The 20,196-nt window shown below is 58.5% G+C and carries 15 protein-coding genes; 6 read left to right on the top strand and 9 right to left on the bottom strand.

Annotation, left to right across the window (positions count from 1 at the left end; genetic code table 11):
- Positions 1–179 precede the first annotated feature (179 nt).
- Entirely contained in the window at positions 180–1,505 is a 1,326-nt protein-coding gene (locus tag ACEN84_RS03675) for an ABC1 kinase family protein (protein WP_413708661.1), read from the top strand.
- A 74-nt stretch (positions 1,506–1,579) separates the two neighbouring features.
- On the top strand, positions 1,580–2,785 hold the full coding sequence (trpB, locus tag ACEN84_RS03670) for a tryptophan synthase subunit beta (protein ID WP_413708660.1): 1,206 nt from the start codon (positions 1,580–1,582) through the stop codon (positions 2,783–2,785).
- A 489-nt stretch (positions 2,786–3,274) separates the two neighbouring features.
- Here trpB and ACEN84_RS03665 read toward each other — a convergent pair whose 3' ends face one another.
- Together ACEN84_RS03665 and ACEN84_RS03660 are read right to left on the bottom strand one after the other, a co-directional pair.
- The gene (locus ACEN84_RS03665; RefSeq protein ID WP_413708659.1) at positions 3,275–4,300 is read right to left on the bottom strand and encodes a TerC family protein; all 1,026 of its coding nucleotides are present in this window, start codon (positions 4,298–4,300) and stop codon (positions 3,275–3,277) included.
- 157 nt (positions 4,301–4,457) lie between these two features.
- Entirely contained in the window at positions 4,458–4,682 is a 225-nt protein-coding gene (locus tag ACEN84_RS03660; protein WP_148194973.1) for a hypothetical protein, read from the bottom strand.
- A 59-nt stretch (positions 4,683–4,741) separates the two neighbouring features.
- On the opposite strand from ACEN84_RS03660, the gene ACEN84_RS03655 reads away from it, so the two are divergent.
- On the top strand, positions 4,742–5,701 hold the full coding sequence (locus tag ACEN84_RS03655) for a LysR substrate-binding domain-containing protein (RefSeq protein ID WP_413708658.1): 960 nt from the start codon (positions 4,742–4,744) through the stop codon (positions 5,699–5,701).
- A 32-nt stretch (positions 5,702–5,733) separates the two neighbouring features.
- Here ACEN84_RS03655 and ACEN84_RS03650 read toward each other — a convergent pair whose 3' ends face one another.
- From ACEN84_RS03650 to ACEN84_RS03625, 6 genes are all read right to left on the bottom strand, one after another.
- Complete coding sequence (locus tag ACEN84_RS03650; RefSeq protein ID WP_413708657.1) at positions 5,734–7,704, bottom strand: beta-galactosidase; 1,971 nt, start codon at positions 7,702–7,704, stop codon at positions 5,734–5,736.
- Positions 7,704–8,795: a sn-glycerol-3-phosphate ABC transporter ATP-binding protein UgpC gene (locus tag ACEN84_RS03645; protein ID WP_112717135.1), complete on the bottom strand. Its 1,092-nt coding sequence runs from the start codon at positions 8,793–8,795 to the stop codon at positions 7,704–7,706. Before ACEN84_RS03645 ends, ACEN84_RS03650 begins: the two co-directional genes overlap by 1 nt.
- Positions 8,796–10,886: an alpha-galactosidase gene (locus tag ACEN84_RS03640; RefSeq protein ID WP_203431359.1), complete on the bottom strand. Its 2,091-nt coding sequence runs from the start codon at positions 10,884–10,886 to the stop codon at positions 8,796–8,798.
- Positions 10,883–11,734, bottom strand: coding sequence for a carbohydrate ABC transporter permease (locus ACEN84_RS03635; protein ID WP_112717139.1), 852 nt, complete (start codon positions 11,732–11,734; stop codon positions 10,883–10,885). The genes ACEN84_RS03640 and ACEN84_RS03635 overlap by 4 nt, the downstream gene beginning before the upstream one ends.
- Positions 11,734–12,612: a carbohydrate ABC transporter permease gene (locus ACEN84_RS03630; protein WP_112717562.1), complete on the bottom strand. Its 879-nt coding sequence runs from the start codon at positions 12,610–12,612 to the stop codon at positions 11,734–11,736. Before ACEN84_RS03630 ends, ACEN84_RS03635 begins: the two co-directional genes overlap by 1 nt.
- 103 nt (positions 12,613–12,715) lie before the next feature.
- Positions 12,716–13,948, bottom strand: a complete 1,233-nt coding sequence (locus ACEN84_RS03625; protein ID WP_413708656.1) for an ABC transporter substrate-binding protein — start codon at positions 13,946–13,948, stop codon at positions 12,716–12,718.
- Positions 13,949–14,094: 146 nt separating this feature from the next.
- Between ACEN84_RS03625 and ACEN84_RS03620 the strand changes: the two genes are divergently transcribed.
- Positions 14,095–14,991 carry a helix-turn-helix domain-containing protein gene (locus tag ACEN84_RS03620; protein ID WP_112717143.1) on the top strand — a complete coding sequence of 299 codons (897 nt, stop codon included), beginning with the start codon at positions 14,095–14,097 and terminating at the stop codon, positions 14,989–14,991.
- 261 nt (positions 14,992–15,252) lie between these two features.
- Here ACEN84_RS03620 and ACEN84_RS03615 read toward each other — a convergent pair whose 3' ends face one another.
- Positions 15,253–16,131, bottom strand: a complete 879-nt coding sequence (locus ACEN84_RS03615; protein WP_112717145.1) for a LysR family transcriptional regulator — start codon at positions 16,129–16,131, stop codon at positions 15,253–15,255.
- A gap of 94 nt (positions 16,132–16,225) precedes the next feature.
- Here ACEN84_RS03615 and ACEN84_RS03610 point away from each other — a divergent pair, with 94 nt between their 5' ends.
- Both ACEN84_RS03610 and ACEN84_RS03605 read left to right on the top strand, forming a co-directional pair.
- The gene (locus ACEN84_RS03610; protein ID WP_413708655.1) at positions 16,226–17,785 is read left to right on the top strand and encodes a proton-conducting transporter membrane subunit; all 1,560 of its coding nucleotides are present in this window, start codon (positions 16,226–16,228) and stop codon (positions 17,783–17,785) included.
- Positions 17,786–17,787: 2 nt separating this feature from the next.
- Positions 17,788–20,175, top strand: coding sequence for a YbcC family protein (locus ACEN84_RS03605; RefSeq protein WP_413708654.1), 2,388 nt, complete (start codon positions 17,788–17,790; stop codon positions 20,173–20,175).
- Positions 20,176–20,196 lie beyond the last annotated feature (21 nt).

The following is a 20,196-nucleotide window of genomic DNA, read 5'->3' as shown; positions in this document are numbered from 1 at the left end:
CTAGCCCCGCTCCAAGCGGTAGCGCAGCTGGAAATCGTGATCAGGATGCAGGTGCATTTGACGGTTTTGTGGCACTCCTGCACCTCACCGGCCTCACCACCGGCATGCGGGCCGCGTTGCGAAACCTGTGGCCTCCAACCGGCTCATGTTTCGAACGTCGCCTTGCAAAGGATCGTCCAATGACCGACCGAACTCGCCCGGTACCTCAAAGCCGTCTTAGCCGACTTGCTGCTTTGGGAAAGCTCGCCGGCGGCGTTGTCGCCGGAGCTGTGGGAGAGGGGCTGGGGCGTCTGGCGCGGGGTGAACGGCCGCATCTTTCAGACCTTGTTCTGACACCATCAAACGCCTCGCGTGCAGCAGAGCAACTATCGCGACTGCGAGGTGCAGCAATGAAGCTAGGCCAGATGTTGTCGCTTGACCCCGGCGACATCCTGCCTCGGGAACTTACCGCAATCCTTGCTCAACTTCGTGAAAATGCTCACACGATGCCGCTGCGTCAACTCGAGGGCGTGCTCAGGAATGCCTGGGGAAGCAACTGGCGATCCAGGTTTGCTCGCTTCGATATGGCCCCGATCGCGGCGGCCTCGATCGGTCAGGTTCACCGCGCCCGGCTTGCGACAGGTCGCGAGCTCGCTGTCAAGGTTCAGTATCCCGGCGTCGCTAAGAGTATCGATTCCGATATTGATAACGTTGCTGCGATCCTGCGCATGTCCGGCCTTGTTCCGGCAAATCTGGATCTCGGCCCCCTGCTCGCGGAGGCAAAACGTCAGCTGCGGGAGGAGGCCAATTATTTGCGCGAGGCGGAGCAGATGAAACACTACAGGGCGCTGCTCGAAGACGACCCACGATTTCTGGTACCGGCTCCGGTCGATGACCTGCTTCATGAGACTGTCTTGCCGATGGACTACATGGCCGGTTCAAAGATCGAGACCTTGACCGATGCCCCGCAGCAAGACCGCAATCTCGCTGTAACTGCGCTTCTTGATCTTGTTCTTAAGGAACTGTTCGAGTTCAAACTCATGCAGACTGATCCCAATTTCGCCAATTATCGGTTTCAGGCCAATACAGGCAAGATTGTCTTACTCGACTTTGGCGCAACGCGGCAGCTTGCACCTGATACCGCCGAGCAATACCAGGCTTTGCTTGGTGCCGGCCTTGCTCGCGATCGCACCAAAATCCGACGGGCCCTGTTGACCATGGAGTTTGTTTCTTCTGCGCAGATTGCGAACCACAGCGCCGCGCTCAATGAAATAATCGATATCGTCCTTCGGCAATTGGCAAGACACGACCGTTACCAGTTCGATTTTTCAGATCGAGACTTCGTCAAAGCCATTCGGGAAAAGGCGGAACCGATCATTGCAGATCGAAATACGTGGCGCGTGCCGCCACCAGACAAGCTGTTCGTACAGCGCAAGATAAGCGGCACGGTTCTGCTGGCGGTAACCCTGCAGGCCAAAGTGCCACTCGAGGTGATGCTTGACCGCTACAATCCGATGAATGGCTGAGATCTAAAGCATAAAACAGTCAGTCGGCACCATCCAAATGCAGCCAGTGGCGTAAGAGCATCAAGGAGATCATGATGCAAATGCTCACACACAACGCGCTACCGGATGATGACGGATTTTTTGGAAGATTCGGGGGACGCTTTGTGCCCGAAACGCTGATGCCCCTCTTGATCGCCCTGAGCGAAGAGTGGCAGAAAGCGAAAACAGATGCATCATTCTGGCAACAGCTCGACATGTTGTCTCGACATTATGCTGGAAGACCGAGCCCACTCTACTATGCGGAAAGACTGACAGGCCGACTGGGAGGGCCTCGTATCTATCTGAAGCGAGACGAGTTGAACCACACCGGTTCGCACAAAATCAACAACTGTCTCGGCCAGATCCTGGTTGCCCAACGCATGGGCAAGACCAGGATCATTGCGGAGACCGGTGCAGGCCAGCATGGCGTGGCCACTGCGACGATGGCCGCGCGGTTCGGTCTCGAATGCGTGATCTACATGGGCGCAACTGATGTCGAACGGCAGGCTCCCAATGTGTTTCGGATGAAGCTGCTGGGAGCCGATGTACGCCCGGTCCGCTCTGGAAACGGGACCCTGAAGGACGCTATGAACGAGGCGCTCCGCGACTGGGTCTCAAACATCGATGACACCTACTATCTCATCGGCACAGCCGCCGGTCCCCATCCCTATCCAGAGATGGTCCGAACCTTGCAATCCGTCATCGGGCGGGAGGCACGCGAGCAGATCGTAGAACTTGAAAAACGGCTTCCCGATCTATTGGTGGCCGCTGTCGGTGGTGGCTCCAATGCCATCGGCTTGTTCCATCCCTTCCTAGCCGACCGCGATGTGGCGATGCTTGGCGTCGAGCCCGCCGGAAAAGGTTTGGACACGTCGCAACACTGCGCCTCACTGACACGGGGAAGTCCTGGAGTTTTGCATGGCAACCGCACTTACCTCTTGCAGGACGAAGAGGGTCAAATAAATGAAGGACACTCGATCTCCGCTGGGCTGGACTACCCCGGGGTCGGCCCGGAGCACTCGTGGCTGAAAGACACAGGGCGCGTTTTCTACAGCTCCGCGACAGACGCTGAGGCTTTGAATGCCTTTCAATTCCTGTCTACGATCGAGGGGATCATTCCGGCCCTGGAGCCTTCGCACGCAATTGCAGAGGTGATGAAGATCGCGCCGCGCATGGAGCGCGACGAGATCATAATCGTCAACCTTTGCGGCCGCGGCGATAAGGATATATTTACTGTGTCGGGCCTTCTGAAGCTGGAATAGCAGCTATCGATGGTAAGAACGATCTGCCCCGTCCCGAAACCTCATATTGGGACTGCAAAAACTCTTCCGTCCTTGGCCGGCAGTCCGGACTGGCAAGGTTGAGTTTTTTAATCGACCCTCGCAACGTCTATCCGGCAATCACATGATGCGGTCAGCAAGCACGCTTCTCCGATCAAACGTTGGCGGGACCGGAATAGCAACGGTCCTGGCGCCGCAAGTGCAAGTGCAGATGGCGGTGCCATGCTGACTGAGGGGCGACCGCCAGCTTGATTCTCATTCTTCCAGCAGAATAGAGGCGTGGGCCACCAGGCCCCTTGCGAAAGCGTTGTCTCTTCTGTCGATATAGCAGGCTACAGCCGGAGAGGACCTCGACGCCCCGTGGGCAGTGCCAGACGTATTCGTCCTGCGTCAGCCCAGGCGATTTGCGGACGACCGCGCCGGACACCGTCCGGCGCGTATACAAAACTATAGCTGCTCCGTCGGGTTCGGCTATGTCCTGTGCGCGGTGCTCGTCCGCAGCAAGCTCCAGACGATGCCTGTTCCGATGATCAGGAACGTGATCCCAAGCGATACTGCTGCGGGAAATTTTTCCAGACCGAGCAGATCGGCCACGAAGACCTTCGAGCCGATGAATATCAACACGATCGCAAGAGCCGGCTTGAGGTACTTGAACCGATGGATCATGGCAGCCAGCGCGAAGTACAGGGCGCGAAGGCCGAGAATGGCAAATATATTCGACGTGTAGACGATAAACGGATCTGTCGTGATCGCGAAGATCGCCGGCACCGAGTCGACCGCAAAAATTATGTCGGCCAGTTCCACCATGACGAGCGCCATGAATAGTGGCGTCATGAACCAGACCAGCCTGCCCGTTTTCGGATCGGGCTTTCTGACAAAGAAGTTTTGGCCATGGTGCTCATCTGTGACGTTAAAGCGGCGACGAAGGAGCTTGACCACCGGGTTGTCGCCCATCTCGGGTAGACTATCGCCCACCCACAGCATCTTGACGCCAGTGACGATCAAAAAAGCCGCGAATGCATAGAGTAGCCAGGAAAATTGCGATACAAGCGTCGCACCGAGGCCGATCATGATCGCGCGAAGGACTATAACGCCGAGGACGCCCCAGAAGAGCACTCGATGCTGATAGATCCGGGGGACGGCGAAAAATGAAAAAATCAAGGCGATGACGAACACGTTGTCGAGCGCCAGCGTCTTTTCGACGACGAAGCCCGTCAGATAGTTGATCCCCGGTTCGGCGCCGAGCTGCCACCAGACCCACCCTCCGAAAGTGAGTCCCAGCCCGATATACATCGACGACAGGATAAAGCTTTCGCGTACCGAAATCTCCCGGTCGTGGCGATGCAGAACGCCCAAGTCGAATACGAGAAGCGCCAAGACAATAGATAGGAACGTCAGCCACATCCAAAGTGGCTTGCCGAGCCAATCGACAAGAAGGAAGCCGTAATCCACATTTCTCTCCGACCGGTCGTTCGATCTGAATACGACATCCGACATCGCGAGAGGACCGGCTTCTCTCGCCAGAGGGCCCGGACTGCAGGGCTCGTGGGGATGTGCCGGATAAGGCACGTCTGTTTGGCGACTTGGTTTAGCGAGCCGTCTCAACTCGGTTCACGCCCAGCGCTAACGCGTTTCTGACCAGGTCGCCGGTCCGTTACATATCCTCGAGCAGAAGAACTCGGGACATGCTGCGGCGGCGGACGACCGGAACGGTCACTGAATGTCCATCTCGGTTGCGCCGCTCGATATAGTCGACACGGTCACGCTTGCGCACGCGCGACCTCTTCCCGTTCGAACGCTGGATCCCAGTTGAGATGAGCTTGCGCTGAGCCTCCCGGCGCGACGGGCTGTTGTCGTGGAATGTAACGTTATCGTTCATCTTCGCCTCCTGACACTTTTTTCAGGACAGAGGTGGAGAGCAGTTCATGATAGCGCCAATTGATTGTTGTAATCATTGCGATAGCATGCTTCTATCACGCAATGCCTTTTCGTCCGTCCTTTCGCCAGTTGGAATATGTGATTGCGGTAGCTGAAGCTCGGCATTTCGGTGCGGCTGCGCGTCGGTGTCATGTTTCCCAGCCGACGCTCTCGGTACAGGTGAGCGCGGTGGAAGACGGCCTGGGGATCCAGCTATTCGAGCGGACATCCAGCGGCGTAATCACGACGAAAACCGGTGAACAATTCGTGCATGGCGCCCGTATCACCCTCGCCGCAATCAACGATCTCCTTGACGCCGTTGGCCAAAGCGCCAAAACCCTTGGGGGTCTGATCAAGCTTGGAACCTCCCCGAGCTTTGGTCCTTATTTTTTGCCGACCTTTCTTCCCACGATCCATGCGGAATTTCCGGAGCTCAGGATATACATCACGGAGGATCGCCCTGCAGCGATCGAGAGCGCGGTGGTCGAGGGTATCCTCGATTGCGGGATAGGACCGGCTCTAACCGACAACACGCTGACATTCATTCCGATCGGGCGGGAAAAGCTTTATCTGGGAATACCCCGGGAGCATCGGCTTGCGGGGGCGCGGGTCGCCCGGGTGGCGGACCTTCGAGGAGAGACATTGCTCGCTCTGGGCAGCGGTAACAGGCTTTTCGAAAATGTCAGACATCTTGCTGACGCCTCCGGCGCCCAAATCGTCGACGACTATGAGGGAACGAGCCTTGACGCTATTCGGCACATGATGTCGATCGGCATGGGCTGCTCGCTCTTTCCCGAGCTCTACGCTCGATCAGAGTTTCGTCAATCTGAAGACGTTCTGCTGCTCCCATTCGTAGACTGGCAGGAGACGCGGACCATCGGGTTCTACTTCCGTGATGGCAGCGGCCGAAAAAGCCACTTCGAGGCGCTCGCACGGCATGGGAAGAATGCTGCGCGAGCGCTCGGGCTGCTTGAGGCCTGAGCCTCAGTGAGAGGAAAAACTGAACAGTGCTGTCACGGCCTCGATTGCGATGCGGTCTGCGATGTATCATCTGGTGTCCGCCACGCCGCCAGGTCGCCACCCTCGATCTTACTTGCGCCAATGATAAACTCAAATTCATGATCCAAAAGGTGTGGCTGCGGCCCGTAATTGAATGCAAATTGGATATTTCCGATGCGCCGCATGCGCACATGCTCAGGTAGGGCCTGAGGCTTCAATCCAGCCTCGTCGCACAATTGCGTGAGTGTCGATCGCAGAAGATTTTCGCTGGCCCAAACAGAAAGGTAGAAGTGATTGTTGTTCTGCGTCAGCGCAGGCCTTCCATCATCGAAGCGTGCGAGCACATTGGCCCCTGTCTCAAGATGCTCCTCCCACCTGGTTCCAAGCCCGGAAACCCGCCCATCGATGGAGCGGGAGAGACCGGGGCGCATCGAGCCGACTTGCGTGACCCGGACCCCGGTCAGATCGGCGAGCGGACCGGGCGCGAGGTTTTGAGGAATTTTGAAATGGCGGTCGCGCGAACCTGTACGGGGGCCGTATAACACCTTGCCCGTCGCTCGCAAAAGCGCCCGGTATGCCTCGTCAGATACGTGCATGAGGCATGGTACGAGTACAACGGCATAGCCCTCGAGAGAGGCGCCTGCCCTCACGAAATCGACGTCAAGCCCCAGACGCCGAACGCCCTCGTACCAGCGGAAGGCAAGTTCGTCGTACCTGAAATCTTTGCCCTGCGGCTGGATCATGGTGGCCCAGTATGTCTCATAGTCATAGACGAGAGCGACGGAAGCCTGCCCTGTTTGCGGCAGAGCGCCGATCTCTTGCAGCTCGCGCCCTACGATTTTTGCCTCTTCTCCGCCGACAGAGAGTTCGTCGAGCCCAGCCAGATTGAGGCCGGCATGCATCTGCTCTTGAGCGAAAGGCGCCTGCCGCCAGCGAAAGTAGCTGACGACTTCAGCGCCGTGGGCTAGCGCTTCCCACGTCCAGAGGCGGACCATGCCTGGCTTGGGCACCGGGTTCCAGGGCGCCCAGTTGACGGGACCCGGTTGCTGCTCCATGACCCAGAAGCGGCCTTTGCCCACGCCCCGATAAAGATCATGATGAAACGCGGCAATGTCAGGATGAGAGGTCTCAGCCCAACGGTCTCTCTCTGTCTCGTTGAAGGGAAACTTCTCCACGAAGCCGATGGGATAGCTATCCCAGGACGCCAGATCGAGATTTTCCGCAACCTGCCAGTGATCGAAGTCGTTTACGAAGCCCATGAAGTTGTGCGTGATCCAGCGGCCAGGCGAGTTACGTCGAATGATTTCGCACTGCATTTTGTCATAGGCGGCAACCTGATCGGAATGGAATCGCCAGAAGTCGAGCCTTGCCGCCGGGTTCGCCTCGGTTACGGTCATGTTTGGGAGACAGACCTCTTCGAATGAGTTGACCTCCATGGACCAGAATACCGAGCCCCAGGCCTCGTTCAACTGATCCGTCGATTGGTAGCGCAATCGCAGCCAGCGCTTGAAGGCAATGAGGTCCTCTGCCCCCCAGGAAAGGGTCGTATCGTGGCAGCCGTATTCATTGTCTGTCTGCCAGCCGACGACGCCTGGATGTTCACCGTACCGTTTGCTGACGGCCTCTACGATGCGACGCGATTGCGCCCACCAGACGTCTGATGAAAACGTGTAGTGTCGCCGCGAGCCGAAGCCGCGGGTTCGACCATGCTCGTCGACAGGTGCTATGGACGGATGGTCGTCCATAAGCCATTTAGGCGGCGTCGCAGTCGGTGTGCCCAGGACGATTTTGAGGTCTGCGGCATGCAGGACGTCTATCGCACGATCAAGCCAGTCAAACTGGAAATCGCCACGCCTGGGCTCCAGTCTTGACCAGGCAAACTCACCGATCCTGACGAATGATATGCCGATCTGCCGCATACGCTCGGCATCAGCTTTCCACCGGCTTTCATGCCAGTGTTCCGGATAATAGCAAACACCAAGCATCAGCGCGTCAGATCCCCATTGATAACTGCGACACCATTAGCGTCGAAGACGTGACAAGCCCGGGCGGGAATGGCAACGGCGATTTTGTCGCCCGGTCGTGCTGTAGAAAGGCCATCAGCCTTGGCGGTTATCCCGCTGTTTTCTGTAAGCGTTATGTGAAGCATCGTCTCCGATCCCAGCCGTTCGGCGAGCCTTACCGTTCCGTCGAGCAGCACGTCGCCTTCCTGGCTTTCCAGATGTTCCGGCCTGATGCCCAAAGTAACTTCTTGACCCGAGCGCACCGCACCGCTTCCCGCGACATCGATCGACGCTCCGCCAGGCAGCGTCACTCGTATGCCGCCATCTATCGGCGATGCTACCGCCTTGAGAAAGTTCATTTTCGGGGAGCCGATAAAGCCCGCCACAAACATGTTCTTGGGACGGTGATAGAGTTCCATAGGTGTCCCGACTTGCTCGACCAGGCCAGCCTGAAGCACAACGATTTTATCGGCCATCGTCATGGCCTCCACCTGATCGTGCGTCACGTAGATCATGGTGGATTTCAAGTCCTGATGCAGCTTGCTGATTTCGGTGCGCATCTGAACACGCAGCGAGGCGTCGAGATTCGACAGGGGTTCGTCAAACAGAAAAACTTCCGGATTACGGACGATCGCACGACCAATGGCGACGCGCTGGCGCTGGCCTCCCGAAAGTTGCGAGGGCTTTCGATCGAGTAGAGCCTCAAGCTGCAGCATTACAGCGGCCTGCCGTATCCGCTCGGTGATCATCGCCTTCGGATGGCCGGTCATCTTCAAGCCGAATCCGATATTTTCTGCCACGGTCATGTGAGGATAGAGCGCATAGGACTGAAAGACCATCGCGACGCCGCGCTGCGCCGTACCGACCCGTGTCATGTCCTTGCCGTCGATCGCGAGCTTGCCCGACGAAATGTCTTCAAGACCGGCGATCATGCGCAGGAGCGTGGATTTCCCGCAACCGGACGGTCCGACAAAAACGCAAAACTCTCCGTCCGCTATATCAAGGTCGACACCTTTGATCACTGCGGCTGAGCCAAAGCTTTTGGTCACGCCTTCCAGCGTCACAGCACCCATTCAATGCACTCCTGCTACGGGTTCAAGTTCAAGGATCAAGCCGCTCTCCGGTCTCAGCATTGGCAGCGGCAGTCCCAGCTCGGTGAGGTCCGGGATCGAGAACGAGAGCTCGCCCCTCAATAAACGACGCTGCATGTCCGACACTCGGATGAAATCGGGTTCTGCAGGGTGGATCGCCTTGACCCTCCACGAGCGGTCGTCATGTTGAGGCGCCGGCACCCTCAGCGGCGGAGGCTGCTCTGCGACCATCTGCGGCCCCTGCGCGACGAACACTGCCATGCGGTCGTTGTCCGCTGCCCCCCAGACGTAGCGGCCATCTTCAGGCGCCATCCGGAACTGTGCGTCCGGAGCATGAAGCAGCGGCCGCAAGTCCTTGTGCAGTTTGATCCAGCGCGACAATTCGACCCTGTCGTCCTCGGAGAGAGCGACCGGATCCAATTCGACGCCCAGATGGTAGGCGAGCGCGACGATCGCTCTGAAGGAAAGCGACAAACGACGAGCCGTCTGGTGGTTCGGCGAGGCTGCGATATGCGCCCCCAGGATCTCGGGCGGTAGCAAAGACGACGCACCGCGTTGAATCTCCAACCGCTCTAGCGCGTCAGTGCAGTCCGATGTCCAGACCCGGTGCGTGTAACGAAGGACGCCGAAGTCTATCCGTCCGCCTCCCGAAGCGCAGGATTCGATCTCCACATGCGGGAAAGCCGACCTAATGCGGTGCATCAGAGTATACACCGCTTGCGTCTGCGCAGAGGTTCGCGCCGTGCCGTCGCGGCCGCCCACATGGGTCAAGTCGCGATTCATGTCCCATTTCACGTATGATATGGCGTGCTTCGAAAGCAAAGCCGAAATCGCCCCGTAAAGGTATTCGCCGACCTCCGGCCTACTGAGGTCGAGAACCAACTGGTTCCTGGAGAGGAGCAATGGGCGACCGTCAACCTGAAGAACCCATTCGGGATGAGCCCTGAACAGGTCGGATTGAGGACTCACCATTTCAGGTTCGAACCAGATGCCGAATTCCATCCCCAGTCCAATGACATGATCGACAAGCGGCGTCAGGCCATCGGGATACTTGCGGCTGTCGACAGTCCAGTCGCCGAGGCTTGTCGTGTCGTCGTCCCGCTTGCCAAACCAGCCGTCGTCGAGCACGAAACGCTCAATCCCGAGTGCCGCCGCAGCGTCTGCCTGCGCTTTGAGCGAATCCAGACGGTGATCGAAGTAGTTCCCCTCCCAAGTGTTCAACATGACCGGACGAGGCTTCATTATCCCCTTGGGCCAGAGCAATAGCTCATCACGGACGAACGCATGGAAGCAGGCGTCGTCGCTGCAAGCGTACGCGACTGGGCTGCTATAGGTCGCGCCCCTCTTAAGCCTGATCTCGCCCGGCTCGAAAAGCTCGCCAAGGTGGACAAGACGCCGGCCGTCGTCGAGAACATCCACGGCGATCACGTGATTGCCACTCCATCCAAGATGGAACAAGAGGTTTTGCGTTCCTACCTCTACCGAGATAAGTGGAGGCTTGTCGTGGGACGTTCGCCCGCGTCTGTTTTCCTGTAGCCAGAGCGAGTGATCGACGCGACACGACCTCGATTGGAACTCGCGTCCCCACATGCCCGTGAAGTAATTCAGCGTAGCCTCCCCCTGCGGAAGAAGAAAGCTCGCGGCCATGCAGCGATCCACCGTGTATTCTGCGCCGCGGTTCGTGAGGAAGGTCGACATGGACAGGACACCAGAGTTACTCATACAGATGTTGATTGCGATCTCGATCGCCGCCACCGGATCTACGGCGTGCAGAGTAGTCGTCGATCCGTCGTGCCTGGCCTTCCAATCCCGGAACTGTAGAACGAAGTCTCGTCCGTCACGATGGCCTGAAATGGCAGGCCAACCGAAATAACCGAGGCCTCCTGTCGGTAGAAGGACCGCCGAAGGCCCGGCCTCATCCATGCCGTTGACCCGGCTCGACCGCATATCGTCGCGCCAAATCCGGCCCGTCGCAGCTTTCAACCCAAAGGAAATGATTTCCGGCATCCCTGCTGTGGGTAGACCAATTACGAGGGAAAGCGGGCCGCTCGTCATTGTGACGATCTCAGTCATCCTTTGGTTGCTCCAAGAGTAAGCCCGGCGATGAAGTGCCGTTGCATGAAAAAGAACATCAGGACCGGGGGCATCGCCGCCACGATCGAACCGGCAGAAACCAGGTGCCAGGCAGCGACCCACTGACCGTTCAGAGAGTTCAGTCCGGCCGTGACCGGCATGGCTGCCTGACCCTGCACGAGGACAGTTGCCCAGAAATAGTCGTTCCAGACGAAGGTGAAGATAAGAACCGAGAGCGCTGCGATGGCCGGTCGCATCAGGGGAAGAACGATGTGCCGGAATATCTTCCATTCGGAGACGCCTTCAACTCTCGCCGCCTCGATGAGCGCGAAGGGCAGACCCTTGATGAAGTTTCTCATGAACAAAGTGCAGAAACCCGTCTGGAAAGCGACGTGGAAAAGGACCAGGCCGGTCACGGTGTCATAAAGACCCATCTTAAGAGTAAGATCGCGGACTGGAACCATGAGGATCTGGAACGGAATAAAGTTGCCGGCAACGAAGACGAAGAACAGGAAGAGGCTTCCGCGGAAGCGATAGACCGCAAGCGCGAACCCACATAGGCACGACAGTCCGACTGCGCCAATCACGGTTGGAACGGTGATTTTGAACGAATTAAGGATATACCAGCCGATCGGAGAATCCCGGAAGACTGAGGTGTAGTTCTCGACGCCGGCGAAGCCGGAAGGCATGCCGAAATAGTTGCCAGCAGCGAGATCACCGGATGGGCGGATCGAGGTGAGTGCGACCCCGATAAGAGGAAGAAGCCAAATGACCAGCAGTATCGGCAAGAGGATCTGATAGGCCCATGAAATCCAGGGCGATGCTTTTTGAACTGGTGTCGGAAACATCACGCGTTCCTTTCCTGCCGGATCATGCGAACGAGGAAGAAGGTGATGAAGACCATCATGATCACGAACAGGACGACGGCGATCGCCGCACCGTAGCCCATTCGGAAGCCGTATTCCGACAAAGCTTCCTCGTACATGTAGTAGGAAAGCACACGGCTGGACCCGTACGGTCCTCCGGCAGTCATCACCGAAACGAGATCGAACGAACGTAGCGCGCCAATAACGGTGACGACAACGGCAATGAAGGTCGCCGGCCGAAGCTGGGGCAGAACGATGTGCCAGAACAGGCTCCAGCCCTTTGCACTGTCCATGCGCCCTGCCTCGACCTGCTCGGGGTTGATGTTGTTGAGGCCGGTTAGGTAGAGGATCATGCAATAGGCGATCTGCGGCCAGAGACCGGCCGCGATGATGCCGTAGGTCACGAAACGCTCGTCGGCGAGAATGGCGACCTCGGTGCCCGTCAGCGAATGTATCAGGGCGGAGAACAGGCCGAAGTTCGGCGCGTAGAACCAGGTGAATATAAGTCCAACGACGACTTGGCTGATCACGAAAGGAAAGAAGAAGAGCGACTTGTAGATGCGAATACCCGCAACCGTCTGGTTCAGGAACAGCGCCGCTGCGAGCCCGGCAGGCACGGCGAGGAGATAGAGGATCAGCCAGATAAGATTGTTCTCGAGCGAAGTGTAGAAGGCATCGTCACCGAGAAGTTCGACATAGTTGCCAAGGCCGATCCATGTCATGGCGCCAAGGCCATCCCAGTCGTGAAAGCTGATCCACACCGACTGCGCTACAGGTGCGATCACATAGACAAGAAACATCAGCGCGCCTGGCGCAAGAAACAAAACTGGAGCCCAGTGGCGCTGGTTTTTTGACCACATGCCGGCTGGGGTCGCTTTTCGGACGACCATTGTTATTTCCTCAACGAAAGGCGCTGCCGGAATGGGGAGAGTCATCCGGCAGCGTAGGTTCAGCGGCTTTGCTTCACTTGTAGGCGCGGGCGCGAACCTTATCGAGCCGCTCAAGGATCGCGTCGAGCTTGTCCGGCTTCACCATGAACTGCTGGAAGCCTTCCATGCCGGCTTTTGCCATGTCCGCCGGCGCATCACGATCGTAGAACTGAGCAAGTGCGTGCGCGCTCGAAAGCATCGTGAAGCCTGCTTCCAGGAACTTGTCCTCAGGCTTTGGAGCCTTGTTATTGACCGGAAGCTGTCCGAGCGTGGCATTCATCTTCGCCTGAGCCTCCGGAGAGCCCAGATACGCGAGGAACGTCCTGGCGTCCTTCTTGTTTTTGGCTGCGGCCGGAATGTGGAAGGTGTCGGTGGGCGCCTCTTCGGAAACCGGAAGACCGGCAGTGATCTGCGGGAATTGCAGGAAGCCGATTTGGTCTTCCTTCAATCCGCCGTCCTTCATCGGCGCGACCGCAAAATTCCCCATGAGATACATGGCGGCCTTGCCCTGAACGAACTGGGGGATCGCGTCCTGCCAGTCAAGTGCTGCGTGGTTCTCGATGAAGTAGCCCGGCTTTACAAGCTCCGCCCACTTGTCAAAGACCGCCTTCACCTTTGGATCCGTGTAGGCGACCTTCCCAGAGGTCAGGTCCATGTGAAATTCGTAGCCGTTGACGCGCAGATCGAGGTAGTCGAACCAGCCGCCCGTCGGCCAGAGCGCCTTGGTCCCGATTGCGAATGGGGTAATGCCATCGGCTTTCAATTTCGCGCAGGCAGCAATCAATTCATCCCAGCTCTTCGGCGGCTCGATGCCCTTGTCCTTGAAGATGTCGGCGCGGTAGTAGATGCCCCATTGGTAATAGGTATAAGGCACGCCCCACTTCTTGCCGTCGATGGTCATGGACGCCGCGGCGGACTTCAACTGGTCGTCGAAGCCGTTTGATTTCCAGACGTCCGTCACGTCATCGACCAGCCCGGCCTTCACGAACGGTTCCATGCGGTTACCTGCATACCAGGCCACGACATCAGGCGCATCGGCAGTCAGGAAGTTCCTGATCGCCGACTTGTAGCCTTCGTGGTCGAAGTTGTTCCACTTGACCTTGATGTCGGGGTTTTTGGCCTGGAAATCGGCAATCAGCTCCTCCATTGCCTTTTTCGGGGCGGGATCCGACTGATCCGAATTGAGAACGAGCTCGCCGGCCCAGGCGCCGGACGCCATGAATGCCGTGCTCATCGCGAATGCATAAATATAGTTCGTAAAGGTCATTTCTTCCTCCCTGACCGATATGCAGCGGGCCGTCCGAGTACCTCCGGCCCTTGCCATAGCCACATCACATCGCGCAGAATTCTGCTACCGCTCTTGAAGCATACGCTTCCTGGATACTAAGATGTCCGCGTTTTACAGGAGAAGGCATGTTCGAGGACGAATCCATTCCGGTGCATTCCGGCGCGACGAGACACCCGCTGGTCGTATTCGGAGATCATCGCTTCTGTGCGGGCGAGCGCCTTGACGTGCGCCGCATGAGCGGTCCTCACATGCACAGCCAGGTCGAGATCAACCTCGTCCTTGAAGGGCGTATGACCTACTGGTTGGATGGACGACTCCTTCAGATCTCGGAAGGCCAGCTTTGTCTCTTCTGGGGAATGGTCCCCCATCAAGTCACTGAGGTGACCGACCCGACGAACTTCGTTTGCCTATACGTCCCGATGAGCGTTCTTGTGAACTTGCACGGCCTGGCACCATTTCGAGACGCCGTCTTCAGGGGCGCGCTGATCGAAGCAATCAGCGTCAGAAGCTTTGACAGGGACATGTTCCTGCGCTGGCGCGAGGAGCTGCTGTCGGGCGATCAGGAAGTCGAGCAGATCGTCAGGGACGAGCTCGTGGCGCGCATCCGACGGATCGGACGGGATGGCTGGCGTGATCTGCGGGAACAGGGCTCCGCTCTCGTATCGTCTCGTGATATGGACGCCGACAGGCTGCCGAAAGTCGAGGTGATGCTGAGATATATCGCCGAACACGCCCTTGGCCCAATCGACATCGCCGCTGTCGGGGCCGCGGCGGGGCTTCATCCAAACTACGCCATGACGGTCTTCAAGAAGACAGTCGGCATGACAATGCATCAGGCTGTTACACGACATCGGCTGGACACAGCGCAGTCCCTTCTGATCTCCTCCGAGCTACCGATCGCTTCTGTTGCGTTCGAAAGCGGCTTTGGGTCGCTCTCCCGCTTTTACGATGCCTTCGAGACCCGCTTCGAAACGACGCCAGCGAAGTATCGCGAAGGTTTTGTCTCATCGCTGCGATGCTGACCAGCTTCAAAGCGCCGGAAAGAAGGTCATCTTCTCAGTCCAATTCTGGCTCACGAAAGGAATGCAACGTTTGGTGCCTGCTGGCCGAAGTCTTGACCGGAGGCTAGAATGGATTGCAAACCGATCGAAAGCAGACCGTTTGCCCCACCCCACCGTGTCACGGCAGGACGTCAGGCTGCGAAAGGTTCAGCGAACGGAGGGCGATACTGGACGGTCTGCAGCGGATGAGCGGTATGTGAAAAGGGGTCGAGTAACCCGGCGTCAATCATGATCTCGCTTTAGCAACAGCGCTGCCAGCGGGTTTGGAAACCGCCTTCGCACGGTAACCGCATAGAATGTTTCGATGATGCTCGGCAGGACGTCAAACTGGATCAACTCACCGGTCTGAAGCTCGCCCTTGACGACGATCGGGGGAAGAACCGCAAGTCCGGCCCCTGCCCGCGCCAGCAAACGCATCATTGCCATATCGTCGACCTCGGCGGCAATTTGCGGCTGGACGCCCAGGCCGGAGACGATGGCGTCGAACTGGAAGCGAACGCCACTCTCCGGTGTTGGGAGGATCAATGGATATGCAGCCAGAAGCTCCTTTACCGATGCGCCGGTTCGGGCGTGAAACGGCTTTCCGACAAGGCTGACGGGTTGCTCGTATACGTGCTGGGCGATCAAGCCGGAGATCGGATCAGCCGCGGGAGACTTGTTCAACAAGACGATGTCGAGGCTCAGTGTCTGCAACGCCTCTATCAGCTCGCGCGAGCTGCCAGATCGAAGAACCAGGTCTACATCCGGACGACCCAGGATCGGTTGAAGGAACTCCATCTGAAAATTGCGCGACAATGTCGCCAATGCCCCGATGCGAACAGTGCGTCTGGTTGCTCCACTTTCCCGAAGCGTGGCGATCAGTTCGTCGCCTGCCGCAAAGATGGTATCTGCATGATCGAGTGCGATACGTCCCGCCTCGGTGAGGTGGAGCTGACGCCCCCGCCGCTCGAACAAAGCGTGGCCCAATCGCTCCTCCAGAAGCTTGATCTGGAGAGACAGGGCCGACTGGGAAACATTGAGGAGCGAGGCGGCGCGGGTGAGGTTTGCCTCATGTGCAACGGCCCAGAAGTAGCGGAGATGATGATAGTTGAGGTCTGCCATCGTTCTATTTAAAAGAACGAAATTGCGCAATCAATGTATTTTTAACGAGCCACGGCGTGGGATAGGTCCTCCTTGAGCATAACAGGAGCCGACTTTGATTTACCTCACGCCACTCGCTTGTCCGACAATATTCCTGCTGGCCGCTGCCTATGCGTTCAGTCCGGGAGCGAAACCTCGCACCGCAGCGACTATCGTTGAGAATGCGGCGATCGCTGCGCTTCTGGTGTCGGCATTTTGTGTCGCTATCCTGCTGGGCCTTGGTGCCGGCACCTCCACCGGTGCCGGGAGCCATCTCGATATTCTGGCCTCACGCATCGACGTCGTCAGTGTGGCAATGCTTCTTCTCGTCTCATTCATATCATGGACGGTCGTGCGCTATTCTCAGATAGCGCTGGATACGGAGAATGGGCAGGCGCGCTTCATGGGGTGGATGGCGACAACGATCGCTGCGGTTCTTCTTGCCGTCCAATCAGAATCCTTTGCCGGACTGCTGGTAGGATGGGTGGGCTCGTCCATTGCAATAAACAAACTTCTTTTGTTCTACTCTGATAGACCCAAGGCTGGAAAAGCTGCGCATCAGGCCTTCCTGTTTGCCCGTGGGAGCGACCTGGCCATGGTCGCGGCGCTCGTCTTGCTTTGGTGGACGGATGGCAGCCTTCAGCTCTCATCGCTCCAGGTCTCCCAATCAACCAGCGGGATCCACTGGGCGGCAGGGCTGCTGGCCGTTGCAGCGCTCCTGCGCTCGGCACAGTTTCCCACACACGGGTGGCTCACCCAAGTCATGGAGACCCCGACCCCGGTCTCGGCACTGCTGCATGCGGGCGTTGTCAACGGCGGCGGTTTTCTGCTCATTCGGTTCGCCGACATCATGGTCCAGGCACCAGCCGTCCTTGCAGCCCTGATCATCCTTGGAGGCTTTACGGCACTGTTCGGCAGTGTTGTCATGCTGACGCAGCCGGCAATCAAGACGTCACTGGCCTGGTCGACCGTCGCGCAGATGGGTTTCATGATTCTGCAGTGTGGCCTCGCTCTCTTCCCGCTCGCGCTTCTCCATACCGTTGCCCACTCGCTCTATAAGGCTCACGCTTTTCTGGCGTCAGGCTCGGCTGTTGAACAGGTTCTTGCAACGCGTCGACCCGGACCCGTTTCCTCACCAAGCATGTTGGCGGTCGGAAAGTCTTTCGCCATTGCGATAGGGGTTTACCTCTTCATCGGCATCGCCTTCGGCATCACCGAAAAACCGCCGCAGGCGATTGCCCTTGGCACGATCCTCATCTTTGGCATCGCCTACCTTGTCGCACAGGGAATGGCGGAGACCGCGCCGAGATCGCTGACCTTGCGCACCACCATGTTCTCACTCTGCACCGCCGTCGCCTACTTTGCCCTGCAGCATTTACTGGAGCGGCTGACAGCGGGCGCCCTTCCTGCCCCTCCGCCGGCCGGTCCCCTTGAATGGACGTTGATCGTCCTCGCACTCCTATCGTTCGGCGCGGTCGCCGTTATGCAGGCGCTGCTGCCAAAATGGGCCCATCATCCCGCTTGCGCTGGCTTGCGCGTCCACGTCTCAAACGGCTTTTACGTGCAGCCGATCGTCGACAAACTCCTGCGCTCCACCGGCGCGATTTCCGCCGCCCAAACAATCACCAAGGACTGACCATGCAACTGCAAACAGCTCACAACCACGATCTTCTTCTCGTCGCAGAAGCTGCAGTCCGGGCGATCCCTCCCGCCTGGCCGCTCGAAGCCACTGTTGCCGTCAACCCTTTCCTGGGCCAGGCAAACGAGAGCCTGGAAAATGTCTCGGCGCTGTTCCAAAGGCTTGCCGGCATCCGACTTGCCCCGCCGCGTTTCTATTACGTCCAAAAGCTACGCGATGGGACCATCCGTGATGATGATATTGTCGGCGCGATCGCCTCACGTGAATCGTTTGCAAAACTGGATCTTGCGCAGATAAAACGAGGTGTTTCGAACGAGCCTGTCAGCTCCGCACCCCTTCCGTCGCTTGCCAGCATCGCCTCGGCCTTTGACGGGAGGGACTGGGAGGGATTGATTGGCGATCGCATATCGAGCTTTGCCAGCGGCTATTTCGACGCCGGGCAAGCTCTATGGGCGGCCCCGCAAGATCAGGGGCTGTTTGCAAGCTGGCGTCACTTCGCGATGCATGACCTGACGCCGGAGTTGTCGGGGCTGAGCGGTTTTGCGTCTCACGTCGCTCACGCTGCCGCAACCGCAGATGCCGCATTTTCAAATGCGTGCCGAGGGCTCGGGATTGGCGAACCGGGAACATATTTTCATCAGCTCCTGGTGAGCATGGGCGGCTGGGCCCAGCACGCCCGGCACCTGAACTGGCTCGCAGAACGAGATGGAAATCGCGACACAACATTATTCGAGCTACTCACCGTCCGCCTGGTGTTCGAAGAGGCGCTCTACAAGATTAGTCCCGCCGACGTCAGGACGCGTTGGTCCGAAGCGCTCGCCGCTCATCGTCAACCGATATCGCCAGGCGTTGAAGACCTGATCGATGCGGTGCTACAAACAGCCACAGAACGCGCCTACCAGCGCGAACTCAAGAGCTTGCTTGAAGAGAGGTGCGACAGTCGCCAGCGGACGGGACGACCGAGCCTTCAGGCAGCCTTCTGCATCGACGTACGCTCGGAAACGTTCAGGCGAGCGCTCGAAAGCGCCGACGCTGGTATCCAGACGCGCGGTTTTGCCGGCTTCTTCGGTGTGGGCGCCAGTTTCCGGCGCCGGGGCACCGTCACCTCGGAAAATCGGCTACCGGTGCTGGTTGAGCCTTCGGTCTTCGCGTGCGAAGCTTCCAGTGCCAGCAAGGATCGGGGTGCGCAGATAACCGCCCGTGCCAAGCGTGCTTGGAGCCGATTCAAGGTCGCCGCAGTCTCCTCCTTTGCCTTTGTCGAAGCGGCCGGTCCCCTGGCTGCCCTGCCCCTCATTCTATCGACCTTGGCAACAGGCAAGGCGGGCAACAAGGTCTACCCGCTGCAACTCTCCGATCAGATGACTGCGGAAAGAAAGACGGACGTCGCGGAGGGTGCTTTGCGCGGGATGGGCCTCATCACCGATTTCGCGCCCATCGTTCTGCTGGTCGGACACGGTTCAAAGGTCGTCAACAATCCCTTTGCCAGCGCTCTGCAATGCGGGGCATGTGGTGGCCATGCAGGCGATGTCAGCGCGCGGCTGCTGGCGATGATGCTGAACGAAGTCGATGTCAGAAACGGCCTGGCTGCGAGGGGGATCGACGTTCCGACCGACACTGTCTTCGTCGGCGCGCTCCATGACACTGCGTCGGACGATGTGACGCTTTTTGAAAGCGACCTTCCAGAAGGCATCGAAAGATCCGCGCTGACCACCGTAGGAACGTGGCTCCAGCAAGCCGGTGACCTCACGCGAGCAGAGCGGGCGGGTCGCCTGCGCGGATCGTCAGCAGACACGATCGGCACACGTGGCCGTCAATGGGCCCAGATGCGGCCGGAAGCCGGGCTTGCCGGCTGCTCGGCCTTCATAGCTGCGCCGCGCACCAGGACGCGGGGACGTTCTCTCGGCGGACGGGTCTTCCTGCATGACTACGAATGGCAACGTGATGTCGACTTCAAAATCCTGGAGCTGATCCTGACCGCCCCGGTCGTCGTGGCCAGTTGGATCGGGTTGCAATATTTTGGCTCCGCGGTTGCCCCGTCGCTGTTCGGGTCTGGAAACAAATTGCTGCACAACGCGGTGGGCGGCATCGGCGTTCTGGAGGGCAACGGCGGAAACTTGCGGACGGGGCTGCCCTGGCAATCAGTTCACGACGGTGCGAATTTGATGCACGACCCGAAACGGCTCACTGTGGCGCTGGAGGCGCCCAAGGAAGAGATAGCAGCGGTTCTGCGCCGGCACCCATCTGTCCAACCGCTCTTCGACAACGGATGGATGCACCTCATTGTCCTCAACGAGGAAGGACGGCTGGCCTGGCGCTATCGTGCCGGCTGCAACTGGGAGCCGGTCGAGGACCCGAATGAAGACGCCGGCCTTGCGCAGGTTGCATGAAAAGCGTTGCGGAAGAAAGCC

Source organism: Rhizobium sp. Rhizsp82, assembly GCF_047325115.1.
Taxonomy (GTDB): Bacteria; Pseudomonadota; Alphaproteobacteria; order Rhizobiales; family Rhizobiaceae; genus Rhizobium.
The sequence above is the reverse complement of the archived record's forward strand: the minus strand, read 5'-3'. Positions and strand labels throughout refer to the sequence as shown.

Bases quoted from the DNA above. Each gene is read 5' to 3' on its own strand.
- ACEN84_RS03635 (WP_112717139.1), bottom strand. From the start codon at position 11,734: ATGTTTCCGACACCAGTTCAAAAAGCATCGCCCTGGATTTCATGGGCC.
- ACEN84_RS03605 (WP_413708654.1), top strand. From the start codon at position 17,788: ATGCAACTGCAAACAGCTCACAACCACGATCTTCTTCTCGTCGCAGAA.
- trpB (WP_413708660.1), top strand. From the start codon at position 1,580: ATGCAAATGCTCACACACAACGCGCTACCGGATGATGACGGATTTTTT.
- ACEN84_RS03650 (WP_413708657.1), bottom strand. From the start codon at position 7,704: ATGCTTGGTGTTTGCTATTATCCGGAACACTGGCATGAAAGCCGGTGG.
- ACEN84_RS03660 (WP_148194973.1), bottom strand. From the start codon at position 4,682: ATGAACGATAACGTTACATTCCACGACAACAGCCCGTCGCGCCGGGAG.
- ACEN84_RS03665 (WP_413708659.1), bottom strand. From the start codon at position 4,300: ATGTCGGATGTCGTATTCAGATCGAACGACCGGTCGGAGAGAAATGTG.
- ACEN84_RS03620 (WP_112717143.1), top strand. From the start codon at position 14,095: ATGTTCGAGGACGAATCCATTCCGGTGCATTCCGGCGCGACGAGACAC.
- ACEN84_RS03615 (WP_112717145.1), bottom strand. From the start codon at position 16,131: ATGGCAGACCTCAACTATCATCATCTCCGCTACTTCTGGGCCGTTGCA.
- ACEN84_RS03675 (WP_413708661.1), top strand. From the start codon at position 180: ATGACCGACCGAACTCGCCCGGTACCTCAAAGCCGTCTTAGCCGACTT.
- ACEN84_RS03645 (WP_112717135.1), bottom strand. From the start codon at position 8,795: ATGGGTGCTGTGACGCTGGAAGGCGTGACCAAAAGCTTTGGCTCAGCC.
- ACEN84_RS03640 (WP_203431359.1), bottom strand. From the start codon at position 10,886: ATGACTGAGATCGTCACAATGACGAGCGGCCCGCTTTCCCTCGTAATT.
- ACEN84_RS03625 (WP_413708656.1), bottom strand. From the start codon at position 13,948: ATGACCTTTACGAACTATATTTATGCATTCGCGATGAGCACGGCATTC.
- ACEN84_RS03630 (WP_112717562.1), bottom strand. From the start codon at position 12,612: ATGTGGTCAAAAAACCAGCGCCACTGGGCTCCAGTTTTGTTTCTTGCG.